General features: G+C 67.8%; 17 protein-coding genes, 1 pseudogene and 1 riboswitch. Of the genes and pseudogenes, 6 read left to right on the top strand and 12 right to left on the bottom strand.

The annotated features are described in order from the left end of the window. Positions 1 to 124: 124 nt before the first annotated feature. Both ACFWU2_RS04835 and ACFWU2_RS04840 read right to left on the bottom strand, forming a co-directional pair. Complete coding sequence (locus tag ACFWU2_RS04835) at positions 125 to 1,129, bottom strand: AraC family transcriptional regulator (protein WP_378601769.1); 1,005 nt, start codon at positions 1,127 to 1,129, stop codon at positions 125 to 127. Positions 1,130 to 1,132: 3 nt separating this feature from the next. Continuing rightward, positions 1,133 to 2,329: a pyridoxal phosphate-dependent aminotransferase gene (locus ACFWU2_RS04840; RefSeq protein WP_378601772.1), complete on the bottom strand. Its 1,197-nt coding sequence runs from the start codon at positions 2,327 to 2,329 to the stop codon at positions 1,133 to 1,135. 116 nt (positions 2,330 to 2,445) lie between these two features. Here ACFWU2_RS04840 and ACFWU2_RS04845 point away from each other — a divergent pair, with 116 nt between their 5' ends. Further along, positions 2,446 to 3,036 (top strand): carboxymuconolactone decarboxylase family protein, encoded by a 591-nt coding sequence (locus ACFWU2_RS04845; RefSeq protein ID WP_378601775.1) that lies wholly within the window; start codon positions 2,446 to 2,448, stop codon positions 3,034 to 3,036. A 1-nt stretch (position 3,037) separates the two neighbouring features. On the opposite strand, the gene ACFWU2_RS04850 is transcribed toward ACFWU2_RS04845, so the two are convergent. Further along, positions 3,038 to 3,454 carry a VOC family protein gene (locus ACFWU2_RS04850; protein WP_378601778.1) on the bottom strand — a complete coding sequence of 139 codons (417 nt, stop codon included), beginning with the start codon at positions 3,452 to 3,454 and terminating at the stop codon, positions 3,038 to 3,040. A 40-nt stretch (positions 3,455 to 3,494) separates the two neighbouring features. Continuing rightward, positions 3,495 to 4,415, bottom strand: coding sequence for a sigma-70 family RNA polymerase sigma factor (locus tag ACFWU2_RS04855; protein WP_378601781.1), 921 nt, complete (start codon positions 4,413 to 4,415; stop codon positions 3,495 to 3,497). A gap of 77 nt (positions 4,416 to 4,492) precedes the next feature. Here ACFWU2_RS04855 and ACFWU2_RS04860 point away from each other — a divergent pair, with 77 nt between their 5' ends. Together ACFWU2_RS04860 and ACFWU2_RS04865 are read left to right on the top strand one after the other, a co-directional pair. Then, complete coding sequence (locus ACFWU2_RS04860) at positions 4,493 to 4,984, top strand: NUDIX domain-containing protein (RefSeq protein ID WP_378601784.1); 492 nt, start codon at positions 4,493 to 4,495, stop codon at positions 4,982 to 4,984. Between the two features lie 135 nt (positions 4,985 to 5,119). After that, positions 5,120 to 6,106 (top strand): LLM class F420-dependent oxidoreductase, encoded by a 987-nt coding sequence (locus tag ACFWU2_RS04865; RefSeq protein WP_378601787.1) that lies wholly within the window; start codon positions 5,120 to 5,122, stop codon positions 6,104 to 6,106. 6 nt (positions 6,107 to 6,112) lie between these two features. Here ACFWU2_RS04865 and ACFWU2_RS04870 read toward each other — a convergent pair whose 3' ends face one another. From ACFWU2_RS04870 to ACFWU2_RS04885, 4 genes are all read right to left on the bottom strand, one after another. After that, on the bottom strand, positions 6,113 to 6,676 hold the full coding sequence (locus tag ACFWU2_RS04870; protein WP_378601790.1) for a GNAT family N-acetyltransferase: 564 nt from the start codon (positions 6,674 to 6,676) through the stop codon (positions 6,113 to 6,115). A 1-nt stretch (position 6,677) separates the two neighbouring features. Next, positions 6,678 to 7,364, bottom strand: coding sequence for a DUF3239 domain-containing protein (locus ACFWU2_RS04875; RefSeq protein ID WP_378601793.1), 687 nt, complete (start codon positions 7,362 to 7,364; stop codon positions 6,678 to 6,680). A gap of 95 nt (positions 7,365 to 7,459) precedes the next feature. Beyond that, complete coding sequence (locus tag ACFWU2_RS04880; protein ID WP_169621194.1) at positions 7,460 to 9,118, bottom strand: DNA repair helicase XPB; 1,659 nt, start codon at positions 9,116 to 9,118, stop codon at positions 7,460 to 7,462. Between the two features lie 303 nt (positions 9,119 to 9,421). After that, complete coding sequence (locus ACFWU2_RS04885) at positions 9,422 to 9,601, bottom strand: hypothetical protein (protein ID WP_378601796.1); 180 nt, start codon at positions 9,599 to 9,601, stop codon at positions 9,422 to 9,424. A gap of 337 nt (positions 9,602 to 9,938) precedes the next feature. Between ACFWU2_RS04885 and ACFWU2_RS04890 the strand changes: the two genes are divergently transcribed. Beyond that, complete coding sequence (locus ACFWU2_RS04890) at positions 9,939 to 10,427, top strand: hypothetical protein (protein ID WP_378601799.1); 489 nt, start codon at positions 9,939 to 9,941, stop codon at positions 10,425 to 10,427. 34 nt (positions 10,428 to 10,461) lie between these two features. Here the strand turns inward: ACFWU2_RS04890 and ACFWU2_RS04895 are convergent, their stop codons facing one another. Together ACFWU2_RS04895 and ACFWU2_RS04900 are read right to left on the bottom strand one after the other, a co-directional pair. Continuing rightward, entirely contained in the window at positions 10,462 to 11,262 is an 801-nt protein-coding gene (locus ACFWU2_RS04895; RefSeq protein ID WP_378601802.1) for a helix-turn-helix transcriptional regulator, read from the bottom strand. A gap of 28 nt (positions 11,263 to 11,290) precedes the next feature. After that, positions 11,291 to 11,449, bottom strand: a pseudogene (locus ACFWU2_RS04900) (HTH domain-containing protein); the annotation flags it as partial. A gap of 67 nt (positions 11,450 to 11,516) precedes the next feature. Between ACFWU2_RS04900 and ACFWU2_RS04905 the strand changes: the two are divergent. Further along, complete coding sequence (locus ACFWU2_RS04905; protein ID WP_378601805.1) at positions 11,517 to 11,885, top strand: VOC family protein; 369 nt, start codon at positions 11,517 to 11,519, stop codon at positions 11,883 to 11,885. 42 nt (positions 11,886 to 11,927) lie between these two features. Here ACFWU2_RS04905 and ACFWU2_RS04910 read toward each other — a convergent pair whose 3' ends face one another. Then, positions 11,928 to 14,210, bottom strand: a complete 2,283-nt coding sequence (locus ACFWU2_RS04910) for a helicase-associated domain-containing protein (protein ID WP_378601808.1) — start codon at positions 14,208 to 14,210, stop codon at positions 11,928 to 11,930. 60 nt (positions 14,211 to 14,270) lie between these two features. On the opposite strand from ACFWU2_RS04910, the gene ACFWU2_RS04915 reads away from it, so the two are divergent. Next, positions 14,271 to 14,459, top strand: coding sequence for a hypothetical protein (locus tag ACFWU2_RS04915; protein WP_169621191.1), 189 nt, complete (start codon positions 14,271 to 14,273; stop codon positions 14,457 to 14,459). 127 nt (positions 14,460 to 14,586) lie between these two features. Here ACFWU2_RS04915 and ACFWU2_RS04920 read toward each other — a convergent pair whose 3' ends face one another. Then, positions 14,587 to 15,168, bottom strand: coding sequence for a transglycosylase family protein (locus ACFWU2_RS04920; protein ID WP_169621190.1), 582 nt, complete (start codon positions 15,166 to 15,168; stop codon positions 14,587 to 14,589). A gap of 7 nt (positions 15,169 to 15,175) precedes the next feature. Next, positions 15,176 to 15,418, bottom strand: a riboswitch (cyclic di-AMP (ydaO/yuaA leader). Positions 15,419 to 15,602: the final 184 nt, after the last annotated feature.

A 15,602-nucleotide genomic window follows, 5' to 3' on the forward strand; every position in this document is an offset into this window, starting at 1 on the left:
ACGTCTTCCCAGACGTACCCACTACCCGCCACGTTATGCAACCCGGATCGATTCCGTGCCGGTTCCGGTCACCGCGTTCCTGCGTTCTCGTATGTCCTGGTAGGAGCGGGATCGTGAACCGCAATTACCGCGGTGTGCGGTAACTGCTCGGGGTGTTGCCCGTCCACCTCTTGAACGCGCGGCGGAACGCACTCGGCTCGGAGAACCCGAGGCGGGCCGAGAGGTCGTCGACCGACTCACCGCGCCGCAGTCCGGCTATGGCGAGATCGCGGAGTACTTCCTCGCGCAGTTGTCCGAGTGACGTGCCCTCCTGGCGCAGCAAGCGGCGGAGGTGAGGGGTGCTCACGGTGAGCATGCCCGCAATGTCCTCGGCGGTGGCAGTGCGTCCGTTGATTCCCGACTCGAAGATGCGGCGCACCTGCGACGATACGGTCGACTCGTAATCCCGCTCCGACAGAATGAGATTCGGGGAATCGCGGAGATACTCGTCGAGCGCCTCTTCGGACTGCACGAGCGGGGACGTCAGTGCCGAATTGTGGATTTCGAGCGCTGCGCGTCCCGCGCCGAAGGTCACGGGGACACCGAACATCGAATCGTAACTACGAGCAAGAACCGGATCGGGTTCGGCGTACGGGAGCATCACCGATTCCAGCCGGACTCTTCCACCGACCAGCCACGCCGCGAAGCGGTGCAGCAGCATGAGGAGGAAGTCGACGGTGACGCGTGTCTTCTCGTCGACCACCGCCGGCAGAGCGACATCGAGATGCGTGGTGGTGTCACCCGGAGTCAGCGACAACTGGGGGAGCGACCGGACAACCCGGTTGACCTCGACCATGCGGCTGAGCGCGTGCGAGAGATCGGGGCAGTGGATCAACGTCAGACACATCACCCGGAACATTCCGCGAGGGACCGGACCCGGTGCCAACCCGAACAGTTCGTCGTCCGTGATCTGCCACGCCACCTGGGTGAATCGGCTCACCTGTGCCGGTGTCAGGCGCGCGTGAGGGTGCGCGAGGACCGCGCGGCTGATCCTGGCCGCGTCCAACGCCGGTTGGAGATCGACTCCGGCGTCGGCGCCGGTGCGTACCGCCCGGGACACGAAGTCGGACGGAATGGTGGGCCGCGACATGATCTAGAGGGCCTCCTGCAGCGTGCGCAACCGATCGACCGCTTCTGCGAGCACGTCGTCCCGTTTGCAGAACGCGAATCGCACCAGATGGTTCCACGCCTGCGTGTCGTCGACGAACACGCTGACGGGGACCGCGGCCACACCGATCCGTTCCGGCAGTTCACGGCAGAATGCGACCCCGTCGCGGTAACCGAGGGGTGTGAGATCGGCGCACACGAAATAGGTTCCGGCCGAGTCGAGTACGCCGAACCCGGCGCCCTTCAAGGCATCGGACAACAGGGTGCGTTTGCGTTGCAGGTCGTCGCGCATCGACCTGATCCAGTTTTGCTCGTGGGTCAGGGCGTGGGCAACTGCGGGCTGGAAGGGCGCGCCGCCCACGAAGGTCAGGAATTGCTTCGCGGCGCGCACGGCGTCGATCAACTCGCGAGGCCCGAGCGCCCAGCCGATCTTCCATCCCGTGACGTTGAACGTTTTCGCGGCACTCGACACGGTGACCGTGCGCTCCGCCATTCCCGGCAGCGAGGCGAGGGGGATATGCCGGCGGCCGTCGAACACCAGGTGTTCGTACACCTCGTCCGACAGCAACAGAAGGTCGTGTTCGCACGCCAACTCGGCCAGGGCGGTCAGTGCCGTCTCGTCGTACACGGTGCCGGTGGGGTTGTGCGGGGTGTTGACGATGAGCATGCGAGTGCGGTCGGTGATCGCGGCGCGCAGGGCGTCCACGTCCAGCACGAAGCCGGCCCCCGCCCTGGCGAGCGGGACGGTGCGGCGAGTCGCGCCGGCAAGCGCGACGGCGGCGGCGTACGAGTCGTAGTACGGCTCGGTGAGCAGCACTTCCTCGCCCGGCTCGACGAGCCCGAGGACAGCCGCGCTGATCGCCTCGGTGGCTCCGACGGTGACGAGTACTTCGCAGTCGGGATCGTGTTCGAGGCCGTAGCGGTCGGCGCGGTCCGCGGCGACGGCCTGCCGGAGCGCCGGAATACCCGACCCGGGCGGGTACTGGTTGACCCCGTCGGCGATGGCCTGTCGCGCGATCTCGAGCATCTGCGGTGGGCCGTCGACATCGGGGAACCCCTGGCCCAGATTGATCGCGTCGTGCCGGATCGCCAGGTCGGTCATCTCGGCGAAGATCGTCGAGGCGAACGGTCGTAGCCGGGCGACGGTGCGCACTGCCGCTGCCGGTCTCCTCGAATCAGCCACTCGTGAAGCCTATCGTCCGGCCTGTCACATCCGGGACGGCTGCCTCGTCAACAGTACGAACGGCTCGGCCGGGACCGGCGAGGAGTCCCGGGGCCGCGAGAAAACCGGAGGACGTCATGCCGCGAATAGAACCGGTCACCCCCGATAGGGCCGGCCTACCCACCCGCGCGACCTATGCCTTTGCTGCGCGCCGTTACGGGGTGGTTCCCGAGCCGTTCGCGGTGCTCGCGCATCACCCGGCGTTGATGCGCGCGACCGGCGTACACGAAATGCTGGTCGAGCGAGCCTCGAAGGTGCTTCCGGGCAACGTGCGTGAACTGGCGGTGTACCGGGCAGCGTGGACTCTCGGATGCTCGTGGTGCGTCGACTTCGGCACGATGCTGCAACGCCTCGACGGACTCGACACCGACCGCCTCGCCCACATCGCCGACTATGCGACGTCGGACCTGTACAGCGACGACGAGAAGGCTGCGATCGCATACGCGGACGCGATCACCGGGGATGTCGCCACCGCCGTGACAGACGAGCAGGTCGCGGATCTCGAACGGAGATTCGGGGCGGCCGGGGTGGTGGAACTGACCTACCAGATCGCCCTCGAGAACATGCGCGGCCGGATGAACTCGGCACTGGGCATCCAGGAACAGGGCTTCAGCACCGACGCGTGCCGCGTGCCGTGGGCGGACGACGCTGCGGCGACGGGAAAGTGAGTTACTCGGGTATCACGATCTCGGCGATCGAGCCCGGATTCCAGGCGATCTCCCAGCGAAAGCCGTCGGGGTCGGCGAAATAACCGGTGTAGCCACCCCACAGGCGGTCGGTGCCGCCCGACACCGGATCGGCGCCGGCCCGGCGCGCGGTGTCGAGCACGGCGTCCACTTCGTCGCGGGTCGCGACGTTGTGGGCGAGGGTGACGGGCGGAACGCCGCTCCAGGAGGTCGAGCCGACCTCCGCCTCGAATTCGGTGCGGGCCCACAATGACAGGATCACGTGGGCGCCGACACGGATCATCACCACTTCGCCGGGTTCTTCGACCACCGCGGACCAGCCCAGTCCGTCCACGTAGAACTCCCGGGCGCGGTCGACGTCCTCGACGGCGAGGGTCACGAGACTGAGACGCTGGTCCATGCGCCGACCCTAGCGGTGACGCCGGGGTCCGGGCGACGGATCAGCGCCGGCCCAGGGGTACGAGGACGCCGCGCCGCAATTTCTCCGGGTTGGCCAGATCGTAGGCGGCCCAGACCCGGCCGTCGCGTACCGTGCATCCCGTCACGCGGGGCGGATAACCGCGCTGACCGTCGCCGCGAAACCCGTGGTTGAGCAGGCCGAGTTCGCCGTTGACGCGGACCGGCTCGAACGCCGCGAACGACTCCGGGCCGTACCGGCGAATCAACCCGGCAAAGAACCGGGCGAACTTCTCGGCACCGACCACCACGTTGAGCGCGGTGGGGGTGGTGCCACCGGCGTCTCCGATCAGCCGCGCATCGGGGTGCAGGGCCGCGATCACGCCGTCGATGTCACCCGCCGCGAAAGCCGCCACCAGTACGGCGACGGCGTTCTCGTGCTCGGCGGTCGGGGTCGGAGGCGGTGTGTCGGCGACAGCACGGCGAGCGCGGGAGGCGAGTTGCCGCGCCGCTGCCGACCCGACCCCGAGAATGCTCGCCACTTCGTCGAACGGCACGCCGAACCCGTCGTGGAGGACGAACGCGATGCGTTGCGGCGGCGGCAGTACATCGAGGACGATCAGCGCTGCGAGCCGGTTGTCCTCGTGCTGCACCACCTGTTCGAGCGGGTCCGGCGGGCTGGTGCCGCCGAGCGGGGTGACGATCGGTTCCGGCAGCCACTGCCCCACGTACTTCTCGCGTCGTACCGCGGCGGACCGGAGCTTGTCGAGGCACAGCCGGCCCACGACAGTGGTCAGCCACGCACGCAGATTGTCGATCTCGGTGGCATCGACGGTCGCGAGCCGAAGCCAGGAGTCCTGCACCGCGTCCTCGGCGTCGGCGACGCTGCCTGTGAGCCGGTACGCGACCGTCAACAGATGGGCGCGGTGTTCCTCGAATGATTCCGCAAGGCCGGACGCGCGCATATTCTCGATGCTACGAGCAGGATCACCGTCGTGGGCAGGACTCCGGGTGCATCCGACACGGTGCACGGAGGTGAGCGATGCCGGTGACGAGCGCAGGTCTGCTGCTCTACCGCATCGACGACACCGGACTGCTCGAGCTGTGGCTCGTGCATCCCGGCGGCCCGTACTGGACGGGGAAGGACACCGCCGCCTGGTCGGTGCCGAAGGGTGAGTACGGACCCGAGGAGGAGCCTCGTGAAGTCGCGGCCCGTGAGTTCGAGGAGGAATGCGGCTTTCCTCCGCCGGACGTGCCCTTGTCGTTGCTCGGTCGCTATCGGCAGGCGTCGGGCAAGGTCGTAAGTGTCTACTCCGGCGAGACCGACGCCGACCTCCGGTTCGTCTCGAGCAACACGTGCGAGATCGAGTGGCCACCCCGGTCGGGAAAGCGGCTGACGATTCCCGAAGTCGACGATGCCCGCTGGATCACGTTCTCCGAGGCGGAAACCAAGCTGGTGAAGGGACAGCGCCCGATCCTGGTGGCGCTGCGAGCACGGCTCGACGACGTCGGCCGCCGGTACCGCACCGAATAAGACTGTCCCATCGAGGTTTCCGCTGGTCCTGTCTCGTGCGCGGACGCCCATCGGCGGAGAACACGGCATCGTCCGTACCGAATCGGGGGATACTTGCCCAGGCAACAGAGATCGTCGACTCGAGTGAGGACCCACATGCGTTTCGGACTTTTCATCCCTCAAGGTTGGAGACTGGACCTGGTCGGTATCGATCCCGCCGATCAGTGGCCCGTCATGCGCGATCTCGCGTTACGCGCCGACAAGGGACCGTGGGAGTCGATCTGGGTGTACGACCATTTCCACACCGTCCCCGAACCCACCGACGAGGCCACCCACGAGGCGTGGACTCTGGTGTCCGCATTCGGTGCCGTGACGAGCCGGGTACGGCTCGGTCAGATGTGTACCGCCATGAGCTACCGCAACCCTGCGTATCTCGCGAAGGTGGCTGCGACCGCCGACATCATCTCGGGCGGCCGAGTGGAGATGGGTATCGGGGGTGGGTGGTACGAGCAGGAATGGCGTGCCTACGGCTACGGCTTCCCGTCCGCCGGAGAACGTTTGCGCCGCCTCGACGAGGGCGTCCAGATCTTCAGGCAGGCCTGGACCACGGGCACGGCAACGCTCGACGGCAAGCACTATCAGGTCGACGGAGCGATAGTGCGTCCACTGCCCCTCCAGGAAGGCGGGATCCCGCTCTGGATCGCCGGCGGCGGGGAAAAGGTGACGTTGAAGATCGCGGCGAAGTACGCGCAGTACACCAACTTCGACGGAACCCCCGAGGGATTCGCGCACAAGTCGCAGGTGCTGCGAGAGCACTGCGCCGACGTCGGCACGGATTTCGATGCGATCGTGCGGTCCGCCAACTACAACGTCGCGATCGGCCGGACGGAAGCGGAGGTGCAGGACAGGCTCGAGGCGCTGCGTGCACGACTCGAACCGATCGTCGGTGCCGAGAAGGCGGACGGGGCGCTGGACGCATTCCGGGGTATGCCCGCGGTAGGAACACCCGAGCAGATCGTCGAGAACCTCACGGCGCTGAAGAAGCAGGGACTCGAGTACGCGATCTTCTACTTCCCCGAGGCGGCCTATGACACGACGGGCCTCGAATTGTTCGAGCAGGAGGTGCTTCCGCACCTCGCGTAGGGAAAGTCAGACCGGCCAGCCGTCGGCCGGTTCGCGGGGGTCGTCGGGCAACAGGGCCGCCACCCACACGTCGCGCGGGACTCCCCGCTGCAGGAGGCCGTGCCGGGCGACCCCCTCGAACCGGAAACCGAGGCGGCGCGCGACGGCCGCGGACGGCACGTTGCCGACCAGCGCTCGCCACTCCACGCGCCACGCCTGCAACCCGTGCGGGCCGAAAGCGAAGTCGCACACCAGACGTGCGGCGGCGGTGGCGATTCCGCGGCCACGGGCCCCGGGAGCCAGCCAGAAACCGATCTCGGGCGCCGCGCTGCCGTGCTGCACGAAACCGATCATTCCGAGCAGCGTGCCATCGCGACTCGTGCGGATTCCCCAGTCGGGAAAACCGTTGTCCCACTTGTGCGGAACGATGTCCTCCACGAACCTGGCGGCGTCGGCACGGGTGTACGGGTGGGGGACTGTGGTCCACTTCGCGACCGCCGGATCACTACAGCCTTCGGTGATCGCGTCGATGTCCCCGCTTCCGGGGACGGACAGGACGACGGTGCCGTCGGTGAGGATCGAGGGCTGCATGTCAGCGCAGTTCCGGTGGAAGTTCCTTCAGGTCCAGTTCGACTCGTCGCTCGTCGCTGGCGTTGATCTCGTCAGCCGAGGACAGCTTGGACTTCAGCAGTTTCCACTCGGATTCGTCGATCGCCGCCGTGGCCTTCGCCAGGACCGCGGCATCGCGGGTGGCCCACGCAAGAGGCATCGGGCTGACCATTTGCCACACCCCGGACTTGTTGCGTGTGGTGCGGTCGGAAAGCACGGCGACACAGGGAACCCGTTCGCCCACCTTCGCGCGGTGCCCCGGGATGGCCTGGACGTCCCGGGTGACGAGGGCGTAATGATGACGTCCGCCGCCTTCCGCCGCACCGTCGGTGGGCTTGGCGATGTCGATCAGGGCGAGCAGGGTCAGACCACGGGCCCGGGTCGTCGCGACCAGCGCCGGTACCAGTGGGCTGTCGCGGTAGAGGTCCTCGATCGTGCCGACTTTGCGGGGAGCCCACAACGCGACCCACACCGACGTCACCGCCGCCACGACGAGCACCGATCCGACGATGTACGACCAGGCGTGGCCGAGGACGAAGAGCCACACCGCGCCCGCGGCGCACAACAACGCCACGATCACCGCGGATCGACGCAGACTGCGCACCTCCGCGAGCGTCTGGTTCACGGCCTTGGCGTGGGGCAGGTCGACGGGAAACTCGAATCGGCGCACGTGACTCAGCATATCGGCCGTGCGCGCGACCCCACTCACCGGAAGCAACCGCGAAGCCGAGGTGCGCCGGCGCGCACGCTCGGTGGCTGAGGGTCTCAGCCGATCTGCGGTCCGAGGAGATCGTCGGCGTCGGTGATCCGGTACGCGTACCCCTGCTCCGCGAGGAACCGCTGCCGGTGGGCGGCGTACTCCGCGTCGAGGGTGTCGCGGGCGACCACGGAGTAGAAGTGGGCCTGTCCACCGTCGTGCTTGGGTCGCAGCAGCCGGCCGAGACGCTGGGCTTCTTCCTGCCGGGACCCGAACGTTCCGGACACCTGCACGGCGACCGACGCCTCGGGCAGGTCGATGGAGAAGTTCGCGACTTTCGAGACCACGAGCACGCCCAGCTCACCTGCCCGGAACCGGTCGAACAGCGCTTCGCGTTCCTTGTTCCGGGTCGACCCCTTGATCACCGGGGCGTCGAGAGCGGCACCCAGCTCGTCGAGCTGGTCGATGTAGGCGCCGATCACCAGCGTCGGAGCACCGGCGTGTTTCGCGAGAATCGACTCCACCACCGGGATCTTGGTTCGGGCGGTCGAGCACAGCTTGTACCGCTCCTCGGGCTCGGCGACCGCGTAGGCCATCCGCTCCGCATCGGTGAGCGTGACCCGCACCTCGACGCAGTCCGCTGGGGCGATCCACCCCTGGGCCTCGATGTCTTTCCACGGCGCGTCGTAGCGCTTCGGGCCGATCAGGGAGAACACATCGCCTTCACGACCGTCCTCGCGCACGAGGGTCGCGGTCAGGCCCAGCCGACGACGCGACTGGAGGTCGGCTGTCATCCGGAACACCGGTGCGGGAAGCAGATGCACCTCGTCGTAGATCATCAGGCCCCAGTCCCGGGAATCGAACAGCTCGAGATTGCGGTACTCGCCCTTCGTCTTGCGGGTGATCACCTGATACGTGGCGATCGTGACGGGCCGGATCTCTTTCCTCTCCCCGGAGTACTCGCCGATCTCCTCTTCGGTGAGGGAGGTGCGCGCGATCAGTTCGCGTTTCCACTGCCGCCCCGCGACGGTATTGGTCACCAGGATCAGGGTCGTGGCGCCGGCTTTCGCCATGGCGGCTGCGCCGACCATCGTTTTCCCGGCCCCACACGGCAACACCACCACACCCGATCCGCCGGCCCAGAACGCATCCGCCGCCATCTCCTGATAGTCGCGCAGATGCCAGGGGTTCGACTCCATGTCGAGGGTGATCGGGTGCGCCTCACCGTCGACGTAACCGGCAAGATCCTCGGCCGGCCAGCCGATCTTGAGCAGCATCTGCTTGACGCGGCCACGCTCGCTGGGGTGCACCACGACGGTGTCGTCGTCGATGCGGGCGCCGAGCATGGGGGCGATCTTCTTGTTTCGGAGCACCTCTTCGAGAACCGCACGGTCCAGGCTCACCAGGGTGAGGCCGTGGACGGGGCTCTTCACCAGTTGCAGTCGCCCGTAGCGGCCCATGGTGTCGACGATGTCGACGAGCAAAGGCTGAGGGACCGCGAAACGCGAGTGACTGACCAGCGCATCGACGACCTGCTCTGCGTCGTGGCCCGCGGCCCGCGCATTCCACAGGGCGAGCGGTGTCACCCGATAGGTGTGGATGTGCTCCGGGGCGCGCTCGAGTTCGGCGAACGGCGCGATGGCTTGTCGGGCTTCGGCGGCACGTGGGTGGTCGACCTCGAGCAACACGGTCTTGTCGGACTGGACGATCAAGGGTCCGTCGGCCACGAATGCCTCCTGGGATAGAGAGTAGAACTCTCCTATTCTCCTGACTGGAGACGTGGTCCGCCACCCACGGGCCTCGTGTGCCGCCGACGTCACCCTGTGAGAGAGCGACGCACCTCCATCAAGCACACCAGCGCTTCGGAAATTCCGGAGCGATAGCCCGCGTCCTTTTCCGACAGTGCCGGTGAAGAATCCAATTCGTGCTCGAGGCGTTCCTGAATTCTATCCAGGGCCGACATCGTCCTTTTCACTTGTGAAATCCTGTCTTCTAATTCTTTGTTGCCGAATTCCGAAAAAAACCGAGAGTCACACCATCCGGGAGAATTCACCGGCTTGCGCGTCGAGCACGAACAGGCGTGCCCGCGCGAGTGCGGACCGGAAGCCGTGCGTGAAGGGCGACGATGAACTGTCGGCTTCTGCACGTTCCGCGATGCCCGTGAACTGCTCGTACAGGTCGTCCAGCAGGGTGGCTGAGGATGTGGTCACTCTGTGTCCTGAGGTCGTCGTGGTCGGAAGTCCGTCAGTGCCGCTTGCGCTTCTTGATGAATTCGGTGTCCTCGGTCTGTTTCTGACGTTTTTCCGCGCGCCGTTCCTTGAGGGACTGCGACGGTTTCTTCAGAGTTTTGCCCTTGTCGGCCATTGTCGATCCTTTCGGGAATGGTCGAACACTCGACAAGTCCAGACCATAACCCATTTACAGAAAAAAGCCAGTCGCGCTGGAAAGGGTCGGTCGGCACCGCGATACCACACGAAAGTTGACGGCGGTAGGTTGTGACGGCGAACACTGCGCCGCACCCCGTGCGGCCGGGCGAAGGAGGATGTCGTGCACGGTGAACAGTCAAATGCGATCGACGCACTGCCGCAGTCCCTGGGGCGACTGCGGACGCGGTTCTCCGAGTTGCAGGCTCCCGCCCCGGCCGATGTGCAGGGGACGTACCGCGCCGCCTTCGTGGGTCCGGCACTCCTTCGCGCGGTCGCGCCGCGCGCCATTGCCCTCGGAGGCATGCGCCGCTGGCACGGTAAGCGGTTCGACGGGGAGGGCGGCGTCGTCAATGTGCTTCGCGACGGCGACGGCACCCTGTGCGACAGCCTGCCCGCCACGGTCTCCACCGACGCCTCGTGGCTCGACGGCAGCGAAGCCTTGGTCGTGTCCTACGGAGCCGGACCACAGGGGTCCGTGCCCGTGCCCTGGCGCTGGGTGCGCGACGAGTTCCGCTCCCTCGACGACGGCACGCTGCTCGGTCTGACATTCGCGGGCGGACCGTGGTCCCGTCTCGCGGCGTCGCCGTTCGTGCTCGTCCGCGATCGGTGACCCGGCGTCGGCGGTGTGACCGAGCCTGCCGGGGTCAGGTCGTCGGCGGGGCGTGCCTCCGCACGAGATCCGACGCGAGCTCGACTATCCGCCGGCGTGCGTCCGCAGGCGCGAGAACCTCGATGTGATTGCCGAACTGCAGAAGCTGTCGCACCGACTCGACGTCCGCATAGACGATCGTCACGGGGCACCATCCGTCGTGGGGCGGTTCGACGTCTTCGAGCCGCGAACCCAAAATGCGTCCGGCGAGGTCGAGCCGATCTTCCCGTAGCCGTGCACGGACGGCGACCCGGCCCGGCGTTTCGGTGCGGCGCACGAGCCCGGCCCACACCGAGCGGAGGTCGTGACCCGTGCGGAGTCTCGCAGGTTCGGGAAGGACCTCGTAGCTGTCGAGCCGCTCCAGACTGAACAGTCGTGGTCGCTGTTCCTCGTCGGCGACGAGGTACCACCTGCCCGACTTCGCCGCCAGGCCGTACGGATCGAGGATGCGGGACAAGGCACGGTCGTCGCCGCTGCTCCGATAACGCACCCGCAGGCGGGGCAGGTTCAGGGGGTCGAGCGCCAGGTCGGCCACGCTCGCCGTGTCCCGCTGCGGACCGAGCCAGCCGGCATTGTCGACGACGACCAAGTCCGCCAGGCTCGGTCCGGCCCCCGCTGCCGCCCTACGCGCCGCGATCTTGCGGACGGCCATGTCGCGGGATCCGTCCAGGCCCAGTTGCTCGAGCTGCGCCCGGTCGAGGCCTGCTATCGACAACGCCTCCATCTCCGCGGGCTCGAGATGGGAGGCGTTCAGGCGCGCCCCGGGGGAGCAGGACGATGCCCCCGTGCCGGCCACGTTCGGCGTAGACGGGCACGCCGGCAGCCGAAAGCGCCTCGACGTCCCGCAGCACCGTGCGCCGGGACACCTCGAGCCTTTCGGCCAGCTCACTCGTCGACATGCGCTGACGCGTTTGCAGGAGCAAGAGCAGTGCGAGCAGTCGAGTGGCCTTCACAAATCCCGATCCTCGCGGAAAACATGACACGTTCTGACGCGATTGCGGGGTTGTGTCGGTTCCGTCCGAGCAACGAAGTACCGAGGAGGCCCGACCGATGCCCGCACCCAACCTGTTTCTCGTCTACGTCCGCGACGTGGATGCGGCGACCACGTTCTACAGCACCCTGTTCGACATCGAACCGGTGTTCGTCAGTCCCTATTACGTCGCGTTCGAGGTGGCCCCGGGGGTGGAGTTCGCAGTGTGGGCCGGCCGGAGCGACCACGCCACCCCGGGCACGCCCCGCACCTCCGAGATAGGCCTCACCGTTCCGGGGCACGCCTCCGAGGTGGACGAGATCTTCTCGCGGTGGAGTGCCACCGGAGTCGGGATTGTCGAGAAGCCTCACGACGACGTCTACGGTCGCACTTTCGTGATTGCCGACCCGGACGGAAATCTGATCCGGGTCGCGCCGGTGGACGCTTAACCGGTCGCAGAAGTCACGGGGTCCGCGCGGAATCTGTCATCGTCAGTCGACGAGCGCAACCGATGTCACGCGGTGCAGCACGAAACTGCGGACGGTTCCCGATGCGGGATCGAAGGCCTCGAGTTGCCCGCCGCCGACAGCAACCGGATCGACGATGCGGCGCGTCGCCACGCCCTGCGCGTCGACGTAGCCGAGGGTGATGCTGCGGTGTGCGTGCAGCGCGAGTTGCAGCAGCGCGAGGGTCGCTGTGCCTCCCGTTCGGCTGCCGTCCCCGCGAGCGGACGCGCCGGACGACGCGGACTCCGTACGGTCTCCGGCACGCAGGGTGCGGACGAGGGTCGCGAGTTGTTCCTCGTTCGGAGGCATGGGCCCCGCGTAGCGCGCGCGGGTCCGGGGCACCGTGACCCGGGCTCCGCGTGGGCGCAGATCGACGACCGCGCCCGACGAGTCCTCGCCCGCGGGCGCGAAACCCGCGGCACGCAACTCGGCGAGTACCTCGGCGAGCGGCGCCTGCGAGATCGCCACGGTCGGGGCGACGGCGCGTAGGGCGAGCGTGGCCGCAACGGGCGCGGAGAGCACCTCCGCCAGCAGGGCGGGATCGTCGGCGCGGACGAACGAACTCGCCACTCCTGCGCGGAGCCGTCCGTGCCGCCGGGCGACGTCGTCGATCAGATAGGTGAGCGCCTGCGGCACCGGGGTGCGGGAGTGGGCGGCGAACAGCGCATGCAGGTCACCCGCGCCCACTCCGGCGTCGAGCGCCCGCCGCACGCTGGCATCGCTGATCCGGTACACGGTCGCGGCGCCGGCCGACTCGATGTCGGCGACCAGTGCGATGCGATCGGCGAGTTCGGGCACGAGACGACCCGGAGCAACGATCGTCAGGTCCGCTTGGACGAGTACGTAGTCGACCGTCTCGGGCAAGGCCGCGGCGATCTCCGACTCGGCGTCTCCGCCGTGCAGGAGAGCCTTGCCGGCGGAGGAGAGGCTGCCGTGTGCGACGAGGGCGAGTGCGGTGGCTTCCCGGATGGTTTCGGTGACGGTGTCGAGGTCGAATCGGCCCGCCCAGCGCGGCCTGCGCCACGCCGCGGTAGCGCGGATGTCTGCGACGGTGGGGGCGGAGCCGGGGACGTCGGCGAGAACCTCCAGCAGTAGCCGCCTGTCGCGGACGGCGGTCGCGGATTTCACTTCGTCGGACAGCGCCGCGATCGGCTTGTCGCTCTGGTCGCGTCGACCCGCCAGCCACGGTCGGCGGGGCATATCCAGCCACGCGCCCGCCAGAACGGCCCAGCGGTGAGCCGGGGGTGCCGTGAGCCAGCCGTCGGCCGACGTGGTGGGAGCCCAGTAGTCGTCGATATCTCCCGGCGGAGGGGGGTCGGGAATACCGCGGGCGAGGAGACCGGCAGCAGCGAGCACCTCGACGAGCAACGCGGCGTGCGGGTCCTCGATACCCACGGCCTTCGCAAGACGGTGGAGTTCACGTACTCCCAGCCCTCCGGCCTTCAGAACGGGGGCGGGTTGCTCGCCGAGCGTGGATAGAAGGTCCTCGCAGTGCCGGAGGAGTTCGAGCGCGGCGCCGGCAGCGGTGGCATTGACATCGGTCAGTGCGCGAACGGCTTTGGAGGTGCGCGGCGCGGTCAGCGAGCCGGGATCGAACGGCGCATCGCCGCGGATCGCCTGGCCCACGCGATGCGGCAGTTCCACGGTCTCGTCGTCGATTCGGACGAGCAATCCTGCGGCGAGAAGTTTCTGGACGGGCCGGTCCTCGGGAGTGCCCGGTGCCGCGTCACGGGTGCGTCCCACCGGCGAGGTCCGGGCAAGGGTGTCGAGGATGCTGCGCTGGGCGGGTTCGAGCTCGGCGAGCATCCCCTCGAGTTCCTCCCGGGACGGAAGGTCGGCGTCGCCGGCCCGGCCGATCCGCCACGGAACGGCGTCCACGGATGCGGCGACGAGTCGCAGGGCGTCAGAGGGGCCCCACACGAGCAGCAACCCTCGGAGCTTGTCGAGTATGCGATCGGTCGCCTTGGCGCCGAGGCGGCCCCCGAGTGCTTCGAGGAGCGTGCTTCGCGGCACGGCGGCGTCCACGGCACCGAGGCCCGCCAGAGCGGCAATGATCCCGAAGTCGGCTGTGGTCAGTTCGTCGGCGGCGCGGAAGACCGAAGCCCGTTGTTGCGCGCGACTCGCCAGAACAGTCATCGTCGCAGGTGGGGGTACGACCAAGTCGGGCCGCGCGTGCAGTGCAGCAGCGAGTTCGGTGTCGCGGCGACCGGACAGCCACCGGGCGAGGGAGTCCGGTGCGGTGTCGGGCGCAGGCGTGGTCGAGGTCATCCGTTTCAGATTAGAGACCTGAGGTGGCCCACCACGAACTCACCTGCCAAAATGAGCGGCATGGCTACCTCTTCGAAGAAACAGTACGTCGACCACGGATGGCCCGAGCTGGCCGACGGAGACCATGCGGTCACCGAGTTGTCCTCCACGCGTTCCGGCCCCCTTTCGCCGTACGGCGAGGACATGGTCTTTCCGCTCCCGGTCGAGGACCTGCCCTACACGCATCCCCGCACGGTCATCAACCGCTGATTCTTCGTCTGGCCCGGCCTCGCGAGAGGCCGGGCGTAGCGAGGGTGGACTGCGTCGTTCACCCTGCACGGCACGTGAAAGAGCCCCGCACCGGATCGGTGCGGGGCTCTTTCGTGTCTGTGGGGAATTACTGGGGGAGAACGGCGCGAACGGCGTCGAGGACGCTCGGATCGAGCTGGATGCCGGCGTCCTGGAGAGCCTCGACGCCCTGCTCGAAGCCGGCGATGATGTTCTGAGCCTCGGGCGGCAGTGCGGGAGCCTCGGGCAGCTGCGGCACGGGGTTGCTGACACTCGGTGCCGACGGTGCGCTCGGAGTGGCGTCGACGGCGCGCTCGGTCGGAGCGCTGGACAGGCCCAGGCTCGAGGAGCACGACGGCCATGCGCCCCATCCCTGGCCGGCGAGGACGCGCTCGGCGACAGCGATCTGCTGCTCGCGGCTGGCCTCTGCTGCGGTCGGGGCGTAGTCGCCACCGCCGTAGGCGTTCCAGGTGCTGGGGGAGAACTGAAGGCCACCGTGGTAGCCGTTGCCGGTGTTGATGGCCCAGTTGCCGCCGGACTCGCACTGTGCGAGGCGATCCCAGTCGGAGTCGGGGGCTGCCGCAGCGGTGCCGCCGAAGGCGACGCCGGTGACACCGAGGACTGCGCCGGTCAGCGCGAACTTCGCGACGGTACGACCGGTGTTGGAGGGCTTGCGATGGCGTCCGCTCATGTTCCGAATTTCCTCTCCGTACGCACCTACGAGGTCAGCTGTCGGGTTCGGGCTGAAGAGGTAGCCCGGCCGTCGCGTCCCGTCTGTGACGGGTCGCACGCTCCGTGGAGCGGTACGGCTTCACCCCTAGGGTCGTTGCTCGCGCATCGGCCCGGGCCTCCTGGAAATTGTCCGGCGAACCGGGCGATTTCCTGGGAGACCGGTGGGTCCCCCGTTTCCTGTCCCGTGGATCTTTCGTTGGGACCTCCGAGTCCGCGGGACAGGAATTTGGCGCGGCGGATTCGGACCGGCCGAGCCAGGCGGTTCGACCGGTCATGACCGTAACGGTTGGGCGGGGGAGTGTCACCATTTGATAACGCACGACTAGTCCGGCCGGACCGTGGGTAGAGCGGCGTGCGCGTCAGAGAAGGTGCAGGTAGTCGCGGGCGTAGCCA

The organism is Rhodococcus sp. NPDC058639 (assembly GCF_042717545.1).
GTDB lineage: Bacteria > Actinomycetota > Actinomycetes > Mycobacteriales > Mycobacteriaceae > Rhodococcus.

Coding starts and splice junctions, on each gene's coding strand:
- ACFWU2_RS04915 (WP_169621191.1), top strand. CDS start 14,271: ATGGCTACCTCTTCGAAGAAACAGTACGTCGACCACGGATGGCCCGAG.
- ACFWU2_RS04855 (WP_378601781.1), bottom strand. CDS start 4,415: ATGCGCGCGTCCGGCCTTGCGGAATCATTCGAGGAACACCGCGCCCAT.
- ACFWU2_RS04910 (WP_378601808.1), bottom strand. CDS start 14,210: ATGACCTCGACCACGCCTGCGCCCGACACCGCACCGGACTCCCTCGCC.
- ACFWU2_RS04870 (WP_378601790.1), bottom strand. CDS start 6,676: ATGCAGCCCTCGATCCTCACCGACGGCACCGTCGTCCTGTCCGTCCCC.
- ACFWU2_RS04835 (WP_378601769.1), bottom strand. CDS start 1,129: ATGTCGCGGCCCACCATTCCGTCCGACTTCGTGTCCCGGGCGGTACGC.
- ACFWU2_RS04850 (WP_378601778.1), bottom strand. CDS start 3,454: ATGGACCAGCGTCTCAGTCTCGTGACCCTCGCCGTCGAGGACGTCGAC.
- ACFWU2_RS04845 (WP_378601775.1), top strand. CDS start 2,446: ATGCCGCGAATAGAACCGGTCACCCCCGATAGGGCCGGCCTACCCACC.
- ACFWU2_RS04860 (WP_378601784.1), top strand. CDS start 4,493: ATGCCGGTGACGAGCGCAGGTCTGCTGCTCTACCGCATCGACGACACC.
- ACFWU2_RS04865 (WP_378601787.1), top strand. CDS start 5,120: ATGCGTTTCGGACTTTTCATCCCTCAAGGTTGGAGACTGGACCTGGTC.
- ACFWU2_RS04905 (WP_378601805.1), top strand. CDS start 11,517: ATGCCCGCACCCAACCTGTTTCTCGTCTACGTCCGCGACGTGGATGCG.
- ACFWU2_RS04920 (WP_169621190.1), bottom strand. CDS start 15,168: ATGAGCGGACGCCATCGCAAGCCCTCCAACACCGGTCGTACCGTCGCG.